This window comes from Methylosinus trichosporium OB3b (genome assembly GCF_002752655.1).
Taxonomy (GTDB): Bacteria; Pseudomonadota; Alphaproteobacteria; order Rhizobiales; family Beijerinckiaceae; genus Methylosinus; species Methylosinus trichosporium.
This window is the reverse complement of sequence record NZ_CP023737.1, coordinates 1,165,450-1,179,482: the sequence shown is the minus strand read 5'-3', so window position 1 is coordinate 1,179,482 and position 14,033 is coordinate 1,165,450. Positions and strand designations below refer to the sequence as shown.

The 14,033-nt window shown below is 67.0% G+C and carries 12 protein-coding genes; 3 read left to right on the top strand and 9 right to left on the bottom strand.

All coding sequences use genetic code 11. The annotated features are described in order from the left end of the window. Positions 1–157: 157 nt before the first annotated feature. The 6 genes from CQW49_RS05635 to CQW49_RS05610 form a co-directional block, all read right to left on the bottom strand. Positions 158–598, bottom strand: coding sequence for a hypothetical protein (locus tag CQW49_RS05635; protein WP_244441335.1), 441 nt, complete (start codon positions 596–598; stop codon positions 158–160). After that, complete coding sequence (locus CQW49_RS05630; RefSeq protein ID WP_003608737.1) at positions 595–1,794, bottom strand: PepSY-associated TM helix domain-containing protein; 1,200 nt, start codon at positions 1,792–1,794, stop codon at positions 595–597. The genes CQW49_RS05635 and CQW49_RS05630 overlap by 4 nt, the downstream gene beginning before the upstream one ends. Before the next feature lie 130 nt (positions 1,795–1,924). Next, the gene (locus CQW49_RS05625) at positions 1,925–4,438 is read right to left on the bottom strand and encodes a TonB-dependent siderophore receptor (protein WP_003608739.1); all 2,514 of its coding nucleotides are present in this window, start codon (positions 4,436–4,438) and stop codon (positions 1,925–1,927) included. A 159-nt stretch (positions 4,439–4,597) separates the two neighbouring features. After that, a complete protein-coding gene (locus CQW49_RS05620; protein ID WP_003608741.1) occupies positions 4,598–5,551 on the bottom strand; it encodes a FecR family protein in 954 nt (317 codons plus the stop codon). Between the two features lie 90 nt (positions 5,552–5,641). Further along, on the bottom strand, positions 5,642–6,142 hold the full coding sequence (locus CQW49_RS05615) for an RNA polymerase sigma factor (protein ID WP_003608743.1): 501 nt from the start codon (positions 6,140–6,142) through the stop codon (positions 5,642–5,644). 92 nt (positions 6,143–6,234) lie between these two features. Then, entirely contained in the window at positions 6,235–6,594 is a 360-nt protein-coding gene (locus tag CQW49_RS05610) for a hypothetical protein (protein WP_003608744.1), read from the bottom strand. 240 nt (positions 6,595–6,834) lie between these two features. Between CQW49_RS05610 and CQW49_RS05605 the strand changes: the two genes are divergently transcribed. Both CQW49_RS05605 and CQW49_RS05600 read left to right on the top strand, forming a co-directional pair. Next, positions 6,835–7,389, top strand: coding sequence for an SRPBCC family protein (locus tag CQW49_RS05605; protein ID WP_003608746.1), 555 nt, complete (start codon positions 6,835–6,837; stop codon positions 7,387–7,389). Further along, positions 7,386–8,414 (top strand): YncE family protein, encoded by a 1,029-nt coding sequence (locus CQW49_RS05600; RefSeq protein WP_003608748.1) that lies wholly within the window; start codon positions 7,386–7,388, stop codon positions 8,412–8,414. The genes CQW49_RS05605 and CQW49_RS05600 overlap by 4 nt, the downstream gene beginning before the upstream one ends. Here CQW49_RS05600 and CQW49_RS05595 read toward each other — a convergent pair. The 3 genes from CQW49_RS05595 to CQW49_RS05585 all read right to left on the bottom strand — a co-directional run bounded on the left by CQW49_RS05595 (position 8,395) and on the right by CQW49_RS05585 (position 11,241). Beyond that, on the bottom strand, positions 8,395–9,624 hold the full coding sequence (locus CQW49_RS05595) for an FAD-dependent oxidoreductase (RefSeq protein ID WP_003608750.1): 1,230 nt from the start codon (positions 9,622–9,624) through the stop codon (positions 8,395–8,397). The genes CQW49_RS05600 and CQW49_RS05595 overlap by 20 nt on opposite strands. A 98-nt stretch (positions 9,625–9,722) precedes the next feature. After that, positions 9,723–10,811 carry an S-methyl-5-thioribose-1-phosphate isomerase gene (gene mtnA / locus CQW49_RS05590; protein WP_003608751.1) on the bottom strand — a complete coding sequence of 363 codons (1,089 nt, stop codon included), beginning with the start codon at positions 10,809–10,811 and terminating at the stop codon, positions 9,723–9,725. 148 nt (positions 10,812–10,959) lie between these two features. Then, positions 10,960–11,241, bottom strand: coding sequence for a hypothetical protein (locus CQW49_RS05585; protein WP_003608752.1), 282 nt, complete (start codon positions 11,239–11,241; stop codon positions 10,960–10,962). A 380-nt stretch (positions 11,242–11,621) separates the two neighbouring features. Here CQW49_RS05585 and CQW49_RS05580 point away from each other — a divergent pair, with 380 nt between their 5' ends. Then, the gene (locus CQW49_RS05580; RefSeq protein WP_157926067.1) at positions 11,622–13,733 is read left to right on the top strand and encodes a right-handed parallel beta-helix repeat-containing protein; all 2,112 of its coding nucleotides are present in this window, start codon (positions 11,622–11,624) and stop codon (positions 13,731–13,733) included. The last annotated feature ends 300 nt before the right edge of the window (positions 13,734–14,033 follow it).

The following is a 14,033-nucleotide window of genomic DNA, read 5'->3' as shown; positions in this document are numbered from 1 at the left end:
CCGCGGAAATCCTCCGCTTATCGTTTCGTGTCAGGGGGAGCGCGAAACGAGGGCCCTTGGATTCCTGCACATCGGCTACGCCGGGAGAGGCGGTCGCATGCGAGCAGGAAAATTCAGGGAGTGTCGGGCGCGAAACGGCGCCGTCGACGGTCCGATGTCAGGCGAGGACCGGCGGCGCGCGGGAGCGGAGATTGTCAGGACTTTCGTCCAGATCGCGGCCGAGCCGCGCAGCGAATTCGAAACGGGTCGAAATCTCGAACCGATAAACGATATGGGTAATGATGCTCGGCAAAATCGGCGGAGCGCTGGACACACAGGCGTCGCAGCAGACGACGAACGGCGTCGGCGCAGTCCCCTGGGCCTTCTCGCCGTCATGGCAGAAATCAGCGCGATCAGCGAAAATACTGACCCCCGCCCCGCCATGAGCGCGATGAATAGCGAAGCCGAACGCGCCGACGACCACCGTGAGCGCGTAGAGCGCAACGGCGAGCCGTTTGAAAGGGAGCGATCGGAGCATCTCGGCCATAGGGGTGAGCTTTGCATTCAACGGAAGTGGAGTCAAGAAAAGCTTGCCGTCATCTGACGAAAGCCTTTTCACCGGCGCGTGGCGCGGCGCGCCCGCCGCTTCTGCAGCCAGCGAATGAGGCCGGTGACGAAGAGGAGCGGGCAGAGGAGGCCGCTCGCGAGCACCATCAGGCGCCCGGTCATGCCGAACGCCTGTCCCGAGTGGAGCGGCCATTGCCAGCGGAGAAAGGCGTCGCCGGCCGTGCCCTGCGTGACGTCGTGGACCCGCAGGACCGCCGCCGAATAGCGATCCACGGTCAAAGTGCGCGAGCGGATGAAGGGGCCGACGCCGGTCACATCGTTCAGATAGACGGTGAAGGCGCCCTGCGCGTCGCCCGGAAAATCGACCCGCTCGACATGTCCCTGCGGCGAGCGCGCGACCGCGGCCGCCACCGCCGCCGGAAAGCCGATGCTCGGACGTCCCGCCGCCGGCTCGGACAGGCTCGGGACGCGCCCGCCCTCGGTCAGAGGCGCGACATGATCGACGATCCAGAGGAAGGGCGTCGGCAAGTTCATATAGAGGCCGGACATCAGCACGGAGAGCAGCACGGCGGCGGAATAGACGCCGCCGAGCTTGTGAAGATCGTAATTGAGCCGCTCCGCGCGCGCGCCACGTTTCAAGGTGAGCGCCGACCTCCATTTACCCGGCGCCGGCCACCACAGGTAGAGACCGGCGAGCGTCGAGACCATCAGCAGAATCGCCGCGACGCCGACGATGACGCCGCCGTCGTCGGCGAGATCGCTGAGCAGCAGCGACCAGTGCAACTGGAACAGAAAGCCCATCAGCGCATGGCGGAACGGGCTCTCCTTCGAATAATAGAGTCGATCCGCCATCTTCGTCGCATCATAAGGATCGATGCAGAATCGGCGCGTGTCGCCGTCGAGATCATAATAGAAGAGATAGCAGGAGCGCTCATCGCGCGGCGTCCACACATGGGTGATGCGTCCGCCCGGCGGCGTCGCGGCCATCATTGCCTGCTCGATCGTCTCCAGCGTCGTAAAAGCGGCCGCGCCGCCGGGACGCGCCGCGACGACGCGCATTTGCGGATCGAGCCAAGCGTCGACCTCGTGCCAGAACACGAGAATGCTGCCGGTGACGCCGATGACCACCAGCATCGCGCCGGCGACGAGGCCGATGTAGAGGTGAATGTCGAGCCAGAGCTTGCGCCATTTCTTACGCCATGACGGGGCGGGACGCGCGCGCGCGTCGCCGGGTGTCGCATCGATCATGGATCGTCTTCCTTTTCGGCCTGAGGCCGTCATCGCGAAGCGCGGAGCGAAGAAACGATCCAGGGACTGCGGTGCGGCTCTGGATCGCTTCGCTGCGCTGGCGAAGACGGGTCTCGCCTTCACCGAGGCGTCACCATTTGAAGCTCACTTGGCCGAGGAAGGTGCGCGGCGCGCCATATTGGGCCGAGTCGTAGCCATTGCTGTTCACGAAATAGCGTTCGTCGCCGATGTTCTTCACATTGAAGCGGAAGGTCACATCATGCCCGTCCACGACTGTGCGATAGGCGGCCATCGTGTCGAATTTCACATAAGCCGGCATATACCAGCTGTTGTCGTTGCTGCCGTAGCGGCGGTCCATCGCATAGAAGCCGGCGCCGAACTCGAAGCCTTCGCGCGCGCCGGGCGCCGTGTCCCATTTCACCCAGAGATTGCCGACATTGGGCGCGGCGCCGTAATAGCGCTTGCCGACATTGCCATTGTCATTGTCGTCGGTGATCTTCACCGAATTGAAGGTGTAGCTGCCGATGACGCTCAAATTGTCGGTGATCTGGCCGGCGATGTCGAATTCGATCCCGCGGCTCGTCACCTCGCCGACGGCGAGAGAGAAAGCGGGATTGATCGGATCGGGCTGAAGCACATTCTTCTTGCGCAGATCGAACAGAGCGAGGCTCGTCGACAGGCGCCCGTCCATCCACAGCCTCTTGACGCCGACCTCCCATTGCAGGCCGCGCTCCGGCGGGTACATGTCCCCGGCGGCGCTGCGGCCGTTGTTCGTGCCGGCCGAGCGCGTGTAGCTGCCATAGACCGAGGTGTCGAGATCGAGCTTGACGAGAAGTCCGGCGCGCGGCGACAGTGGCGTCGTGTCCGGATTGCTCTTCAGCGGATAGGGCGAGCAGAAGGGATAGCAGCTCTCCCAATTGCCGCCATAAGTCGTGCCATAGCTTTCCTCGGCCTTGTCGTAGCGGCCGCCGAGCAGAAGATGCACGCGATCATCGAGAAAGCTGATCTGGTCCTGGACATAGGCTCCGAAATTGCGCCATCGGCTGGCCCACAGCGTGTTGTTGCGGGCGTTGTCGGCCGCCGAATGCATCAGCGGCCCCACGCCGCCATAGGACGGCGCCCACACGTTGATCGACGGGAACGACGAATAGGCCGTGCTCGGCCAGTCGTCGCCATAATGGAACCAGTCGACGCCAGCGAGGAGGGCGTGATGGACCGGCCCCGTGTCGACCTCGCCGATGAGATTGAGATTCGTCGACAGCTGATAGCGCTTCACGACACCGGCATAGAAGCCGCGAGACAAAGTGGAGCCGTCGAATCCCGTCGAATAGATCGCGTTCTGATTCTCATGCGCGTCGATATAATGAAAGGCGTTCGTCACCTTCCATTCGTCGGCGAAGCGCCACGTCCAGTCGAAGGCGTAGACGGTGCGATGAACGACATAGGGGAACTGAGCCCAGGATTCATTGTCCGCATGATTGAAGCGCCGAGGAAGATTGGCGGGCTGGTCGCTGACGCCCAAATTGACCGGTATCTGTCCTGGCCGGATCGTCTGCATCTGCTCGTAATGCTCGAACTGCACATTGGCTTCGAAATTCTCGGTCGGACGAAAGGTGAGATAGAGCGCCGCCGCGCCATTGTTGCGATGATCGAAATTCACGAAAGAATCGGCGCGATCATAGACGCCCATCAGCCGATAGAGAACGGTCTTCTCGGCGTCGACCGGCCCGGTCACATCGGCGATGCTGCGCGAGACGCCCCAGCTGCCGAATTGCGTGTCGAGCGACGCCGCGAATTCTTCCTGCGGCCGCTTGGTGACGACATTGACGAAGCCGCCGGGCTCGATGCGTCCATAGAGCATGGAGGCGGGTCCTTTCACCACCTCGACGCGATCGGTGAAAGCCATGTCGACCGTGCCTCCGGTTCCATCGACGCGCAGGCCGTTGCGATAGCTGCGCCCATAGCCGCTGCTGAAGCCGCGGATGAGGAAATTGTCGTAGAAGATTCCGGAATTGTCCGCCTGCACGCCGGAGACGTTCTGCACCGCCTCCAGCACGTTGAGAATCTGCCGATCGCGAATGACCTCGCGCGGCACGATCTGCACCGATTGCGGCGTGTCGATCAGCGGCGTTTGCGTTCGCGTCGCGCTGGTGGTCGCGGAGCGCGTATAGCCGGTCTCGCGGGAAGGATCGCCGGCGCCGCGCCCGCGGCCGCCGCCATTGCGCGCGCCGGGCGCGTTCTGCTCGGCGCCGATGTCGATCGTCGGCAGCGTCTCGGCGCCCGCGTCGCTGCGAACGCCGGTGTCGTTCTGCGCGAGGACGATCATCACGGTCTTGCCGTCGGCGGCGACGTCATAGCCGAGGCGCGTGCCGGACAGCAGCTCTTCGAGCGCCGCGTTCAGCGTGCGCGCGCCATTGAGGCCGCGCGTCGTGACCGATCGCGTCAGCGCCGTGTCATAGACGATCAGCACGCCGCTCGCATCCGCGAGGCGGTTCAGCGCCGTCGACATGCGTCCGGCGGGAATCGAATAGGCGCGCACGATCTCCACGATCTCGCGCTCGGGCAATTGCGCATGGGCGCGCGCGTCGTTCGCGCCGCCGAAAGCGAATGCGCTCATCGCCGTCACCAGGGCCGTCGCGCCCATCACTCCACCCTCGACGCCGCCACGTCGCCCCGAAAACCCGCTCCGCATCCACGCCCCCTCGTTCGATCTTCGGGGGCTCATCGAGCGCCCCCATCGAGTTGGACGCGGCTCGCATTCATTCGAGTAGGTCGCGGCGCGCAAATTTTTGCGCGCGCGCGCTCAGCCTCCGAGCAGGACGACGGAGCCGAGCGAATAGAGCTTCAGACCGAGCGATTTCTCGATCGCGCGCAGCGCCGCCATGGGATCGCGCGTCTCGAACACGCCGTTCACGCGACGGCCGCGGATGGTGGGATCGACGATGATGAGGAAGCCGTGATGATAGCGGGCGAGGATCGCGACCACCTCGCCGAGCGGCTTGTCGTCGAAGATCAGCTTGCCGCGCCGCCAGGCGGTGACGTGGTCGGCGTCGACGCCATAGGGCGCGACGGCGGCGACGCCCTTGCCGAAGGCGCTCTGCGCGCCCTCCTCGACGATGACGCTCGGCCCCGCGCCGGCGACGCGCACGCTGTGCCGGGTCACCGTCACCTCGGTGCGCGCGCCCTGGATGGCGATGTCGAAGGCGGTGCCGAGCGCCGTCACCGTCCCGGCCGGAACCGACACGCGGAAGGGGCGCAGCGGGTCCGAGGCCACGTTGAAAAAGGCTTCGCCCTTCAGCAGCGTGAGGCGCCGCTCGTCGGCGGAGAATTCGTTCACGACGGCGGTGTCGGGGCCGAGCTCGACGCGCGAGCCGTCCTCGAGCGTGATTGCGCGCAATTCGGCTGCGCCGGTCAGCGCGGTGGCCCGCCAGCGGATCGACAATTCGTCGAAGGAGAGGGCGAGCGCGAGAGCGACGGCGCCGAGCGCGGCCGCGCTGCGCCATCCCGGGCGCGGGAGCGCGAAGCCGGGGCGCGCCCGCGTCGGCGCCGAGACGGCCTCGCGGATGATCTCGACGTCGCCCCACAGGCAGCAGATGTCGTCGAAGGCGGCCTTGTTGGCGGGATCGCGCGTCAGCCAGGCGGCGAATTGCGCGCGCTCGGCGGGGGAGGGCGCGCCGGCGTCGAGCCGCGTCCACCAGGCGATGGCCGCGCGGCGTCGCTCCTTGGCGGCGATGTCGTCGGCGGCGTCCTTGGTCATGGTGAGGTCCGGGTCCTTTTGTCGCGCCGCGCGGGTCTCATAGATTAAGACGCGCCGCGCCGCCAAACAGGAGGCGCGGCGTGCAGAAATTCAGTCGAGCGCGGCGCGCAGCCGCTCCAACGCCAGCCGCAGATGCTTCTCCACCATATTGCGGGTGACGCCGAGGCGGGCGGCGATCTCGTCGTGCGACAGGTCCTCGAAGCGGCGCAGCACGAACGCCTGCCGGCATTTGGGCGGCAGCGCCTCGACGGCGGCGAGGAAGCGCCGCGCCCGCTCGCTCGCCTCATGCAGATCGTCGGGCGCGATCGTCGGATCGACGATGTCCTCGGCGTCCTCGCCGGCGACGAAATATCGGGCCTCGCTCTCCCGACGGCGGGCGAGGTCGCGTGAGAGATTGACGGCGATCTGCTTCAAGAAGGCGGGCGGGTCCTCGACCGTGTCGAAGCGCTCGCGCCGCAGCGCGCGCACGAAGGTCTCCTGCAGGAGGTCGGAGGCGTCTTCGGGCCCGACCCTGCGGCGCAGATAGTCGAGCAGCCCGCGCCGATGGCGCAGGAACAGCTCGCGAAAGGAGGTCGGCTTCTCGTCTGGCATGGCGGCTCGCGTCGCCGGGCGGCCGCGGCGCGGGCGCCTGTCGTGCAGGGGAGGGGGCGGTCGAGATGCGAGGGGTCGCGGGGAGCCGAGGCTCAGGCGTGCGGAGGCGCGCGCGAGGACCAGGCGCCGGCGCGGCCGGCGGGCGTCAGCGGCGCCGTGGCGGAGGGCGGGCGGCTCGCCGCTATTTCGGCGAAGGGGAGGGGCGCATCGGCGCTCCCGAGCGCCGGCGGCGCGGCCTCGACGATATGCAGGCAGGGGCAAAAAGCGCAAAGATGGGGCGCTTGCGAGGGCGCGGGCGCGCCGCCGCTCCGCTCGACGTGGCAGACGGACCAGCCCTGGCCCTGCGCCGCGACGGCGCCCGGGCCGGCGAAAGCGAGCTGCAGGAGCAGCAGAGCCGCGAGCGCCTTCGTCGCCAGCGCCGTCCAACCGCGAAAGAGCCTCGTTCTCGCCATGAGCCGACAGTCGGCAAAAGGAGGCCGCCCGTCAAGGCTCCGTCGGAGGCGCGATCGCTCATCCATCCCGTTGCCGAGAGTGGGCCAATGAAGCAGTTATTTCGCTGTGTCGCCTCAGAGGCTCGCTCTTCGCTCTCGATTTGCGAGCGTCGCGCCGAGACTCTTGACGCGCGCCCTCTCGCGGGAGTTATTTGCCGCCGCGGCCGTGATGGGGTCGCCATGGCTTCGGGAGGAAATCCAATGTCGTTCGTCGTCGCGCGCCGGGCAATGATCCTGGCGGCTCTGTCGCTCGCGGCGTTCGCGCCGGCCTCGACAGGATTAGCCCATGGCCCCTCGCGCCAGAAGGTCACGGAAACGATCGAGATCGCTGCGCCGGCCGAGAAAGTCTGGGCCATCGTCGGCAATTTCCAGGATCTGAGCTGGCTGCCTCCGGTCGCCAAGACCGAAGGGGCCGGCGGCAACGAGCCGGGCAAGGCGACGCGCCACATCACGCTGAAGAATGGCGGCGAGATCGACGAGCTGCTGACCAAATATGACGCCGCCGATTTCTCGCTCGCCTATCGCATCGAGAAGGTCGACGTGAAGGTGCTGCCGGTCAACAATTATTCCTCCACGATGACGGTGAAGCCGCAGGGCGACAAGAGCGTCGTCGAATGGAAGGGCGCCTTCTACCGCGGCTATCCCAACAACGACCCGCCGCCGGAGCTCTCCGACGAGGCGGCGCTCGCGGCGATCACCGGCCTCTACAAGAGCGGCCTCGCCGCGCTCAAGGAAAAGGTCGAGAGCGGCAAGTGATCGCTCGGCTGGCGAGCCCTTGGACCGCGAGCCTTCAGGCTCGCCGCCGTGGATGCGAGCCTGAAGGCTCGCGGTCCTGGCGCGGGTCGGCGGCGCGAGCCGCCGCTCTCGCCCTGGCCCTGTGCTCGCCGGCCGCGGCCGACGAGGCCTTCGTCACCAATCAGGGCAGCGGCGATGTGACCATCGTCGATCTCGCGACGATGCGTCCCGCGGCCACGCTCGCCATCGGCGGCAAGCCGGCCGGCGTCGCCGTCTCGGCGGACGGCGCCCGCGCCTATGTGACGAGCCCGGAAGGCAAATATCTCACGGTGATCGACGCCCGCGAGCGGCGCGCGCTGCGGCGCATCGCCCTCGAGGGCGGGCCGCTCGGCCTCGCCGTCGCGCCGGACGGCGGCCGCGTCTACGTCGCCGACATGTATGAGGGCCGCCTGTTCGCGGTCGATCCGGAGGCGGGCGCGGTGGTCGCGACGGCGCAGGTCGGCGTCACGCCCTCGGGCGTCGCGGTGACGCCGGACGGGCGGCTGATCCTCGTCTCCATCCGCGACGCCGATCGCATCGCCTTCGTCGATGCGGCGTCGTTTCGCAAGATCGGCGAGATCGAGGTCGGCCGCCATCCCTTCGGCGTCACCATCGACGCCGCCGGCGCGCGCGCCTATACGGCCAATGTCGAATCGGACGATGTGAGCGTCATCGACATCGCCGCGCGGCGCGTCGCCGCGACGGTGAAGGTCGGCAAGCGCCCCTATTGCGTCGCGCTGGCGCAGGGGCGCGGCTTCGTCACCGATCAATATGCCGAGGCGGTGAGCGTCTTCGATCTTACGACGCTCGCGCCGGTCGGCGAGGTGAAGGTCGGCGAATATCCCGAAGGGATCGGCGCCAGCCGCGACGGCAAGACCGTCTATGTCGCCAATTGGTTCACCAATGAGTTCTGGTCGATCGCCGCCGATAGCCTGACCGTGACCGGCAAGGCCAAGACCGGCGACGGCCCGCGCGCCTTCGGCGCCTTCATTCGCGCGATGAACTGACCGCGCCGGCGACATGCTCCGGCCTGACGCCGAGGCCGATGAGCCGCGCCGGCAGGCGCCGCAGGAAGGGGAAGCGGTCGAATAGCCGCAAAGGCAGCGGCGGCTCGATCGGCGCGTCGGCGGCGAGAACATTGCGAATGACGCGGTCCTGGATGATTCGCTGAATGCGCTGCGTCACCCGCGCCGGAAATTCACGGCGCTTCTGCACGGCCGCGAGATCGGCGTCGCGAAGCGTTCCCGCGCGCAGCGGGCCGGCGAGGAGATTGGCCGTCGCCACCGCGTCCTGAATGGCGAGATTGACGCCGACGCCGCCGACCGGCGACATCGCATGGGCGGCGTCGCCGATGCAGAGGAGGCCCGGCCGGCTCCAACGCTTCAGCCGATCCACCTGCACGGTGAGCAGATTGACCTTCTCCCAGCCGGAGATCTCGTCGAGCCGCCCCGCCACGAAGGGCACGGTGGCGGCGACCTCGTCGCGGAACGCCTCGATCGGCCGGCCGCGCAGCTCGGCCGCGCCGCCCTTCGGGATCACATAGCCGCATTGCCAAAAGGCGCCGCGCTCGATCATCACCATCATGCGGCCCGGGGCGATGCGGCCGAAGGTCTCCTGCGGGTCCTCCGGCTCGCGCCGCAGCCTGAACCACAGCACGTCCATCGGCGCGCCATATTGCTCGATCTCCAGGCCGGCGGCCGTGCGCATCACCGAGGTGCGCCCATCCGCCGCGACGACGAGGCGCGCGGCGATCTCGATCTCGCCCTCCGGTCCGCGGGCGCGAACGCCGGCGACGCGGCCGTCCGTCTCGAGCGGCGCTTCCGCCGCGGTGGACATCAGCAGCCGGAAATTCGGCAGCTTCGTCGCCTCGCCGGCGATGAAGTCGAGGAAGTCCCATTGCGGCATGAAGGCGATGAAGCCGCATTGCGTCGGCAGATGGGTGAAATCCGCCATCACGATCTTGCGGTCGCCGATCCAGGCGGCGATCTGACGGGCCTTGCGATGCGGCAGCAGCAGAAAGCGCTCGAGCAGGCCGAGCTCGTGCATCACCTCGAGCGTGGAAGGGTGAATGGTGTCGCCGCGGAAGTCGCGCAGGAAATCCGCGTGCTTCTCGATGACGACCGTGTCGACGCCGGCGCGGGCGAGCAGGAAGCCGGTCATCAGCCCGGCGGGTCCGCCGCCGACGACAACGCAGGTAGCCTCTATTTTTTGCGGCATGGGCCCTCCGAAGCGCGTCCGAGCCGGCGGGCGTGGATGAATGCGGCGGGTCGCGCGTCAAAGGAGATAATCGCGAAGGCTTGTCCGAGGCGCGCGCTTCAGGCGAGATCGGGAAATAATTGTCGCAGGCCTGCCTCGCTCGCCGCGCAGACGCCGCGCTCGGTGATCAGCGCGCCGACGAGCCGCGCCGGCGTCACGTCGAAGCCCCAATTGCGCGCCGGCGAGCCGTCGGGCGTCAGCTGCACGCGCGTCGTCGCGCCATCGGCGGCGCGGCCGCTGATATGGGTGACCTCGCTCGGGTCGCGCTCCTCGATCGGGATCTCGGCGACGCCGTCGCGCATGGTCCAGTCGATGGTGGAGCTCGGCAGAGCGACATAGAAGGGCACGCCATTGTCATGGGCGGCGAGCGCCTTCAGATAGGTGCCGATCTTGTTGCAGACGTCGCCGCGCCGCGTCGTGCGGTCGCTGCCGACGATGACGAGATCGACGAGGCCGTGCTGCATCAGATGGCCGCCGGCATTGTCGGCGATCACCGTATGCGGCACGCCTTCGCCTCCGAGCTCGAAGGCGGTGAGGCTCGCGCCCTGGTTGCGCGGGCGGGTCTCGTCGACCCACACATGCAGGGGAACGCCGTCGCGCGCCGCCTTGTAGATGGGCGCGAGCGCCGTGCCCCAATCGACCGCGCAGAGCCAGCCGGCGTTGCAATGGGTGAGAATGTTGACCGGGCGGCCCGGATGCTCGGCGGCGGCGGCGCAGATCAGCGCCGCGCCCTGATCGCCGATCGCCTCGCAGGCGAGCGCGTCCTCATCGGCGATGGCGGCGGCTTCGCCGAAAGCGAGCGCGCGCCGTTCCAACGGCGGGGCGGCGAGCAGCAGCGCGCGCAGCCGATCGAGCGCCCAGCGCAGATTGACGGCGGTGGGCCGCGCCGCGGCGAGCCGGGCGTGCGCCTCCTCGATGGCGCTATCGGCGGGATCGGCCGCGGCGGCGAGCGCCAGACCATAGGCTCCGGTCACGCCGATCAGCGGGGCGCCGCGCACCACCATTGTGGCGATCGCCGCTACGGCGTCGTCGAGCGCGGCGAGCCGGCGCGTCTCGAAGCGATGCGGAAGCAGCGTCTGGTCGATCGCCTCGACGGTTCCGTCGGCGTGGGGCCAGATCGTGCGGTAATGGCGGGATTGGATGCGCATCGAGATTCGTCGCTCGCGGTTCTGCTCGAGGCCTATCGCGAAAGCGATCCGGAGTCGACGCGCCAGCAGCCGAAAAAAGCACAGCCGAAAAAACAGCGGCCGGACGCCCGTCGTCGACGGGGCGTCCGGCCGCTCGGTCCGCCGGCGTTCAGGCCGCCTTTTTCTCGGGCGCAGAAACCAGCGCGCGCGCATGATCGAGCGCCGCGGAAAGATCGGCGTAGGGCGAGGAGGACTCGGCGGCGACGCTCGTCACGAGTCCGCTCGCGCTCAGCGCCTTCTCGTTGCGCCACCAGATGAAGAAGCAGACCGCTGCGATGCTCGCGAGCGCGGTGAAAGGTTCTCCGGGGAGGAAGGAGAGATCAGGCGTGCATTCCTTTGCGTAAATGCAGGCGTCGGACCAGTCCTGAAACCAGTTGCTGATCGATTCCATGATATACCTCATCCGCCTTCGACACCCTCGATGGCTCGCAAGGCTCGTCGTTGGAGCAGGTGGGAGCGACTGTTGCTCTCGCCTCGGTCGACTTGAATATATTGCGACGCACAAAACCCATCAAGGGATATTTCGTCGCACCCTGAGCGTGCGCGTGCATCCTTAAGATTTCATTAGAAAAAATCGCCTTCGGCGACTCTTCGCATTGCCATAATTTCATCGTGACCCGATTGAAAATTTCGATGGAGCGAAACGTTTTGTGGCGCTTGCAGCCGGACGCGCGAGCCGATGGAGCGTTTTACCCATCGGATGCGTTCGTGCTTCTCCGGCGTGCTCCGAGGATAGGACTGGCCGATGCCGCGCCGTGACTTCAGCTGGCCGTGGCTCTCCGATTTTTTCGTGACGCCTATTCAAGTCTCGGCTGGCTTCTACGAGGCGATGCGAGAGATGTTCGAGGGGCGCGCGCTCGCGTTTATTGTGCGTGCGGCGCGTTACTTCTCACGACGCCGCGCCGGAGCAGCCGGCCCCAGAACCATGCGGAGAATGCCGGACTTGTCTGCGCGCCGAGGCGGCTCCCTACTGCGGCGGGCGCAGCCGGCGAGCTCGCGCGACCGCGTCACATCATCAAAAATGCTTCGAGAACAGGTATTTCGATGCGAACCAACGGAAGCTGGTCCGTCATTGCGCACGCAGCGAAGCAATCCAGAGCCATGGGGCGGCCCCTTTGTCGCTGCGTCGCTTCGCTCCTTGCGCTATGGCTCGTCGCGACAGCGGAGCCGAGCAGCGCCTCGGCGCCGGCTGCTGCAGCGCGATGTCGCTCCATATTCGTCTCGCCCGAGGGCAGCGATCTCGCCTCGGGCGACAGCGGCGCCGCAGCCGTTCGAACTCCCGCTCGCGCAATCGAACTGCTGCGCGCGCTGCGGCGATCCGGGGCCGCCGAGGGCGCCGTCTGCCTCCGCTTCGCGCCGGGCGCCTATCCGCTGCGATCCCCCTTGATGTTGGACGCCGAGACCTCCGGCGATGCGGGGGCCTCGACTATTCTCATCGCGGCCGCGTCCGGCGCGGTCTTCAGCGGCGGCGTCGCCCTTCCTCCGCCTCGGGTCACACGGCGCGGCTTCTGGCGCTGGGACGTCGCCGGGGCGTGTCCGCTCGAAGTCCAACGCTCGCTGTTCGTGAACGACGAGCGCCGGATGCGGTCGCGGACGCCGAAGCAGGGATTTCTGCGCGTGGAGGCCGAGGTCGCCCGCGGCTTGGAGACGGGTGCGCCGCGCGATAAATTTTCCTATGCGCCTGAATTCGACGCGAGCCGCTACACATTCGACGCCGGCTCGGAGGTTGTCGCCTTTCATTATTGGTCGGCGTCGCGCTTTCCTGTTTTTCACATCGATGCGAAGAACCGCATCCTGACGGTGGACGGCGTCACCAGCCATACCGACGTCTGGGCGCGCTTCGGCAAAGGCGAGGATTATTACTTCGAGAACATCGATCGCGACGCGCTGGAGCCGGGCGAATGGGCCCAGTCGGGAACGAAGATCGATTATCGTCCGACATCGAGCGAGGAGAGCGAGCGCGCGGCCGGCCGGCTTCGCGCCGTGCTGCCCTGCACGCCGCAATTGCTCGAGATCGGCGACGGAGCGCATGACGTCGTGATCGATGCGATCGGCTTCGCTCACACCGGCGACCTCGTTCGCAACATCGACCGGACGCCCGCGCAAGCGGGCGTCAGCGTGAAATTCGCTGCAGCGATCGCGGTCGAGGACGCGTCTCGCATCAGTTTCGATCACATCGACGTCTTCGGCGTCGCGAGCCTGGCGATGAGCTTCGCTCGCGCCGCCCATTGTCCTGTCGTGACCAACAGCCGCATGACCGATCTCGGCGGCGGAGCCGTCATCATCGGCGACGCTTCCGACGCCTACACGCCGGTCGTCGCCGCTAAGGATGATCCGGAAACCTGCGGCGTCACCCTGAAGAACAACGTCATGAGCGACGGCGGGAAGATTTGGCCGGGCGCCGCGGCGGTCTGGATCGGCGACGCCGACCGCAACAAGATCGTCGAGAACGACATTCGTCGATTTCGCTATACGGGCATATCGCTCGGATGGATCTGGGGCGGGCGCCACAGAACGCGCCACAATGTGATCGAGCATAACCGGATCAGCGAGATCGGCATGGGCGCGATGTCCGATCTCGGCGGCATCTATACGCTGTCCGATCTCGAGGGCAGCACGATTCGCCATAACGTCATCGATGATGTCGTCGCGCGCCGCTATGGCGGCTTCGGAATTTATCTGGACCGCGGAACCTCCGGCGTGACCGTCGAGAATAATGAGATCAGCAGCGTCTCCAATGCGGGGATCGCTCTGCACATGGCCGGCGGCAACACGCTCGTCGGCAACGAGGTATGCGTTCGCGAAGGCCTGCCGCCGCTTCTCGTGATCAAGCCCGGCCAGTCCCCGAACAAGATCGAAGAGATCGCCTGCCCGAGCAAATAGCTGTTCCGCCGAGCGCAGCCGTCATTGCCAGGAGCGAAGCGATGAAGCATTCCAAAAAGCCGCCCCGCGGCAAGGAGGGAAATCGGGGTGAAGGATAAGAACCCGATCCTCGTCCTGAGGAGCCGCCGCAGGCGGCGTCTCGAAGGGCGGCCGTGGGGCGAAATCTTGAGGTTTCTCCCCGTTGCCGTCCTTCGAGACGCCCGCTTCGCGGGCTCCTCAGGACGAGGGTCGGGGATTTAGTCCGTCACCCGATTTAGCTGCGCCCCACGGCTCTAGATTGCTTCGCTTCGCTCGCAATGA

What these genes read in the sequence shown, in the direction of transcription:
- CQW49_RS05615 (WP_003608743.1), bottom strand. Translation starts at nt 6,142, where the DNA reads ATGCCAGACGAGAAGCCGACCTCCTTTCGCGAGCTGTTCCTGCGCCAT.
- CQW49_RS05595 (WP_003608750.1), bottom strand. Translation starts at nt 9,624, where the DNA reads ATGCCGCAAAAAATAGAGGCTACCTGCGTTGTCGTCGGCGGCGGACCC.
- mtnA (WP_003608751.1), bottom strand. Translation starts at nt 10,811, where the DNA reads ATGCGCATCCAATCCCGCCATTACCGCACGATCTGGCCCCACGCCGAC.
- CQW49_RS05630 (WP_003608737.1), bottom strand. Translation starts at nt 1,794, where the DNA reads ATGATCGATGCGACACCCGGCGACGCGCGCGCGCGTCCCGCCCCGTCA.
- CQW49_RS05585 (WP_003608752.1), bottom strand. Translation starts at nt 11,241, where the DNA reads ATGGAATCGATCAGCAACTGGTTTCAGGACTGGTCCGACGCCTGCATT.
- CQW49_RS05605 (WP_003608746.1), top strand. Translation starts at nt 6,835, where the DNA reads ATGTCGTTCGTCGTCGCGCGCCGGGCAATGATCCTGGCGGCTCTGTCG.
- CQW49_RS05610 (WP_003608744.1), bottom strand. Translation starts at nt 6,594, where the DNA reads ATGGCGAGAACGAGGCTCTTTCGCGGTTGGACGGCGCTGGCGACGAAG.
- CQW49_RS05620 (WP_003608741.1), bottom strand. Translation starts at nt 5,551, where the DNA reads ATGACCAAGGACGCCGCCGACGACATCGCCGCCAAGGAGCGACGCCGC.
- CQW49_RS05625 (WP_003608739.1), bottom strand. Translation starts at nt 4,438, where the DNA reads ATGGGCGCGACGGCCCTGGTGACGGCGATGAGCGCATTCGCTTTCGGC.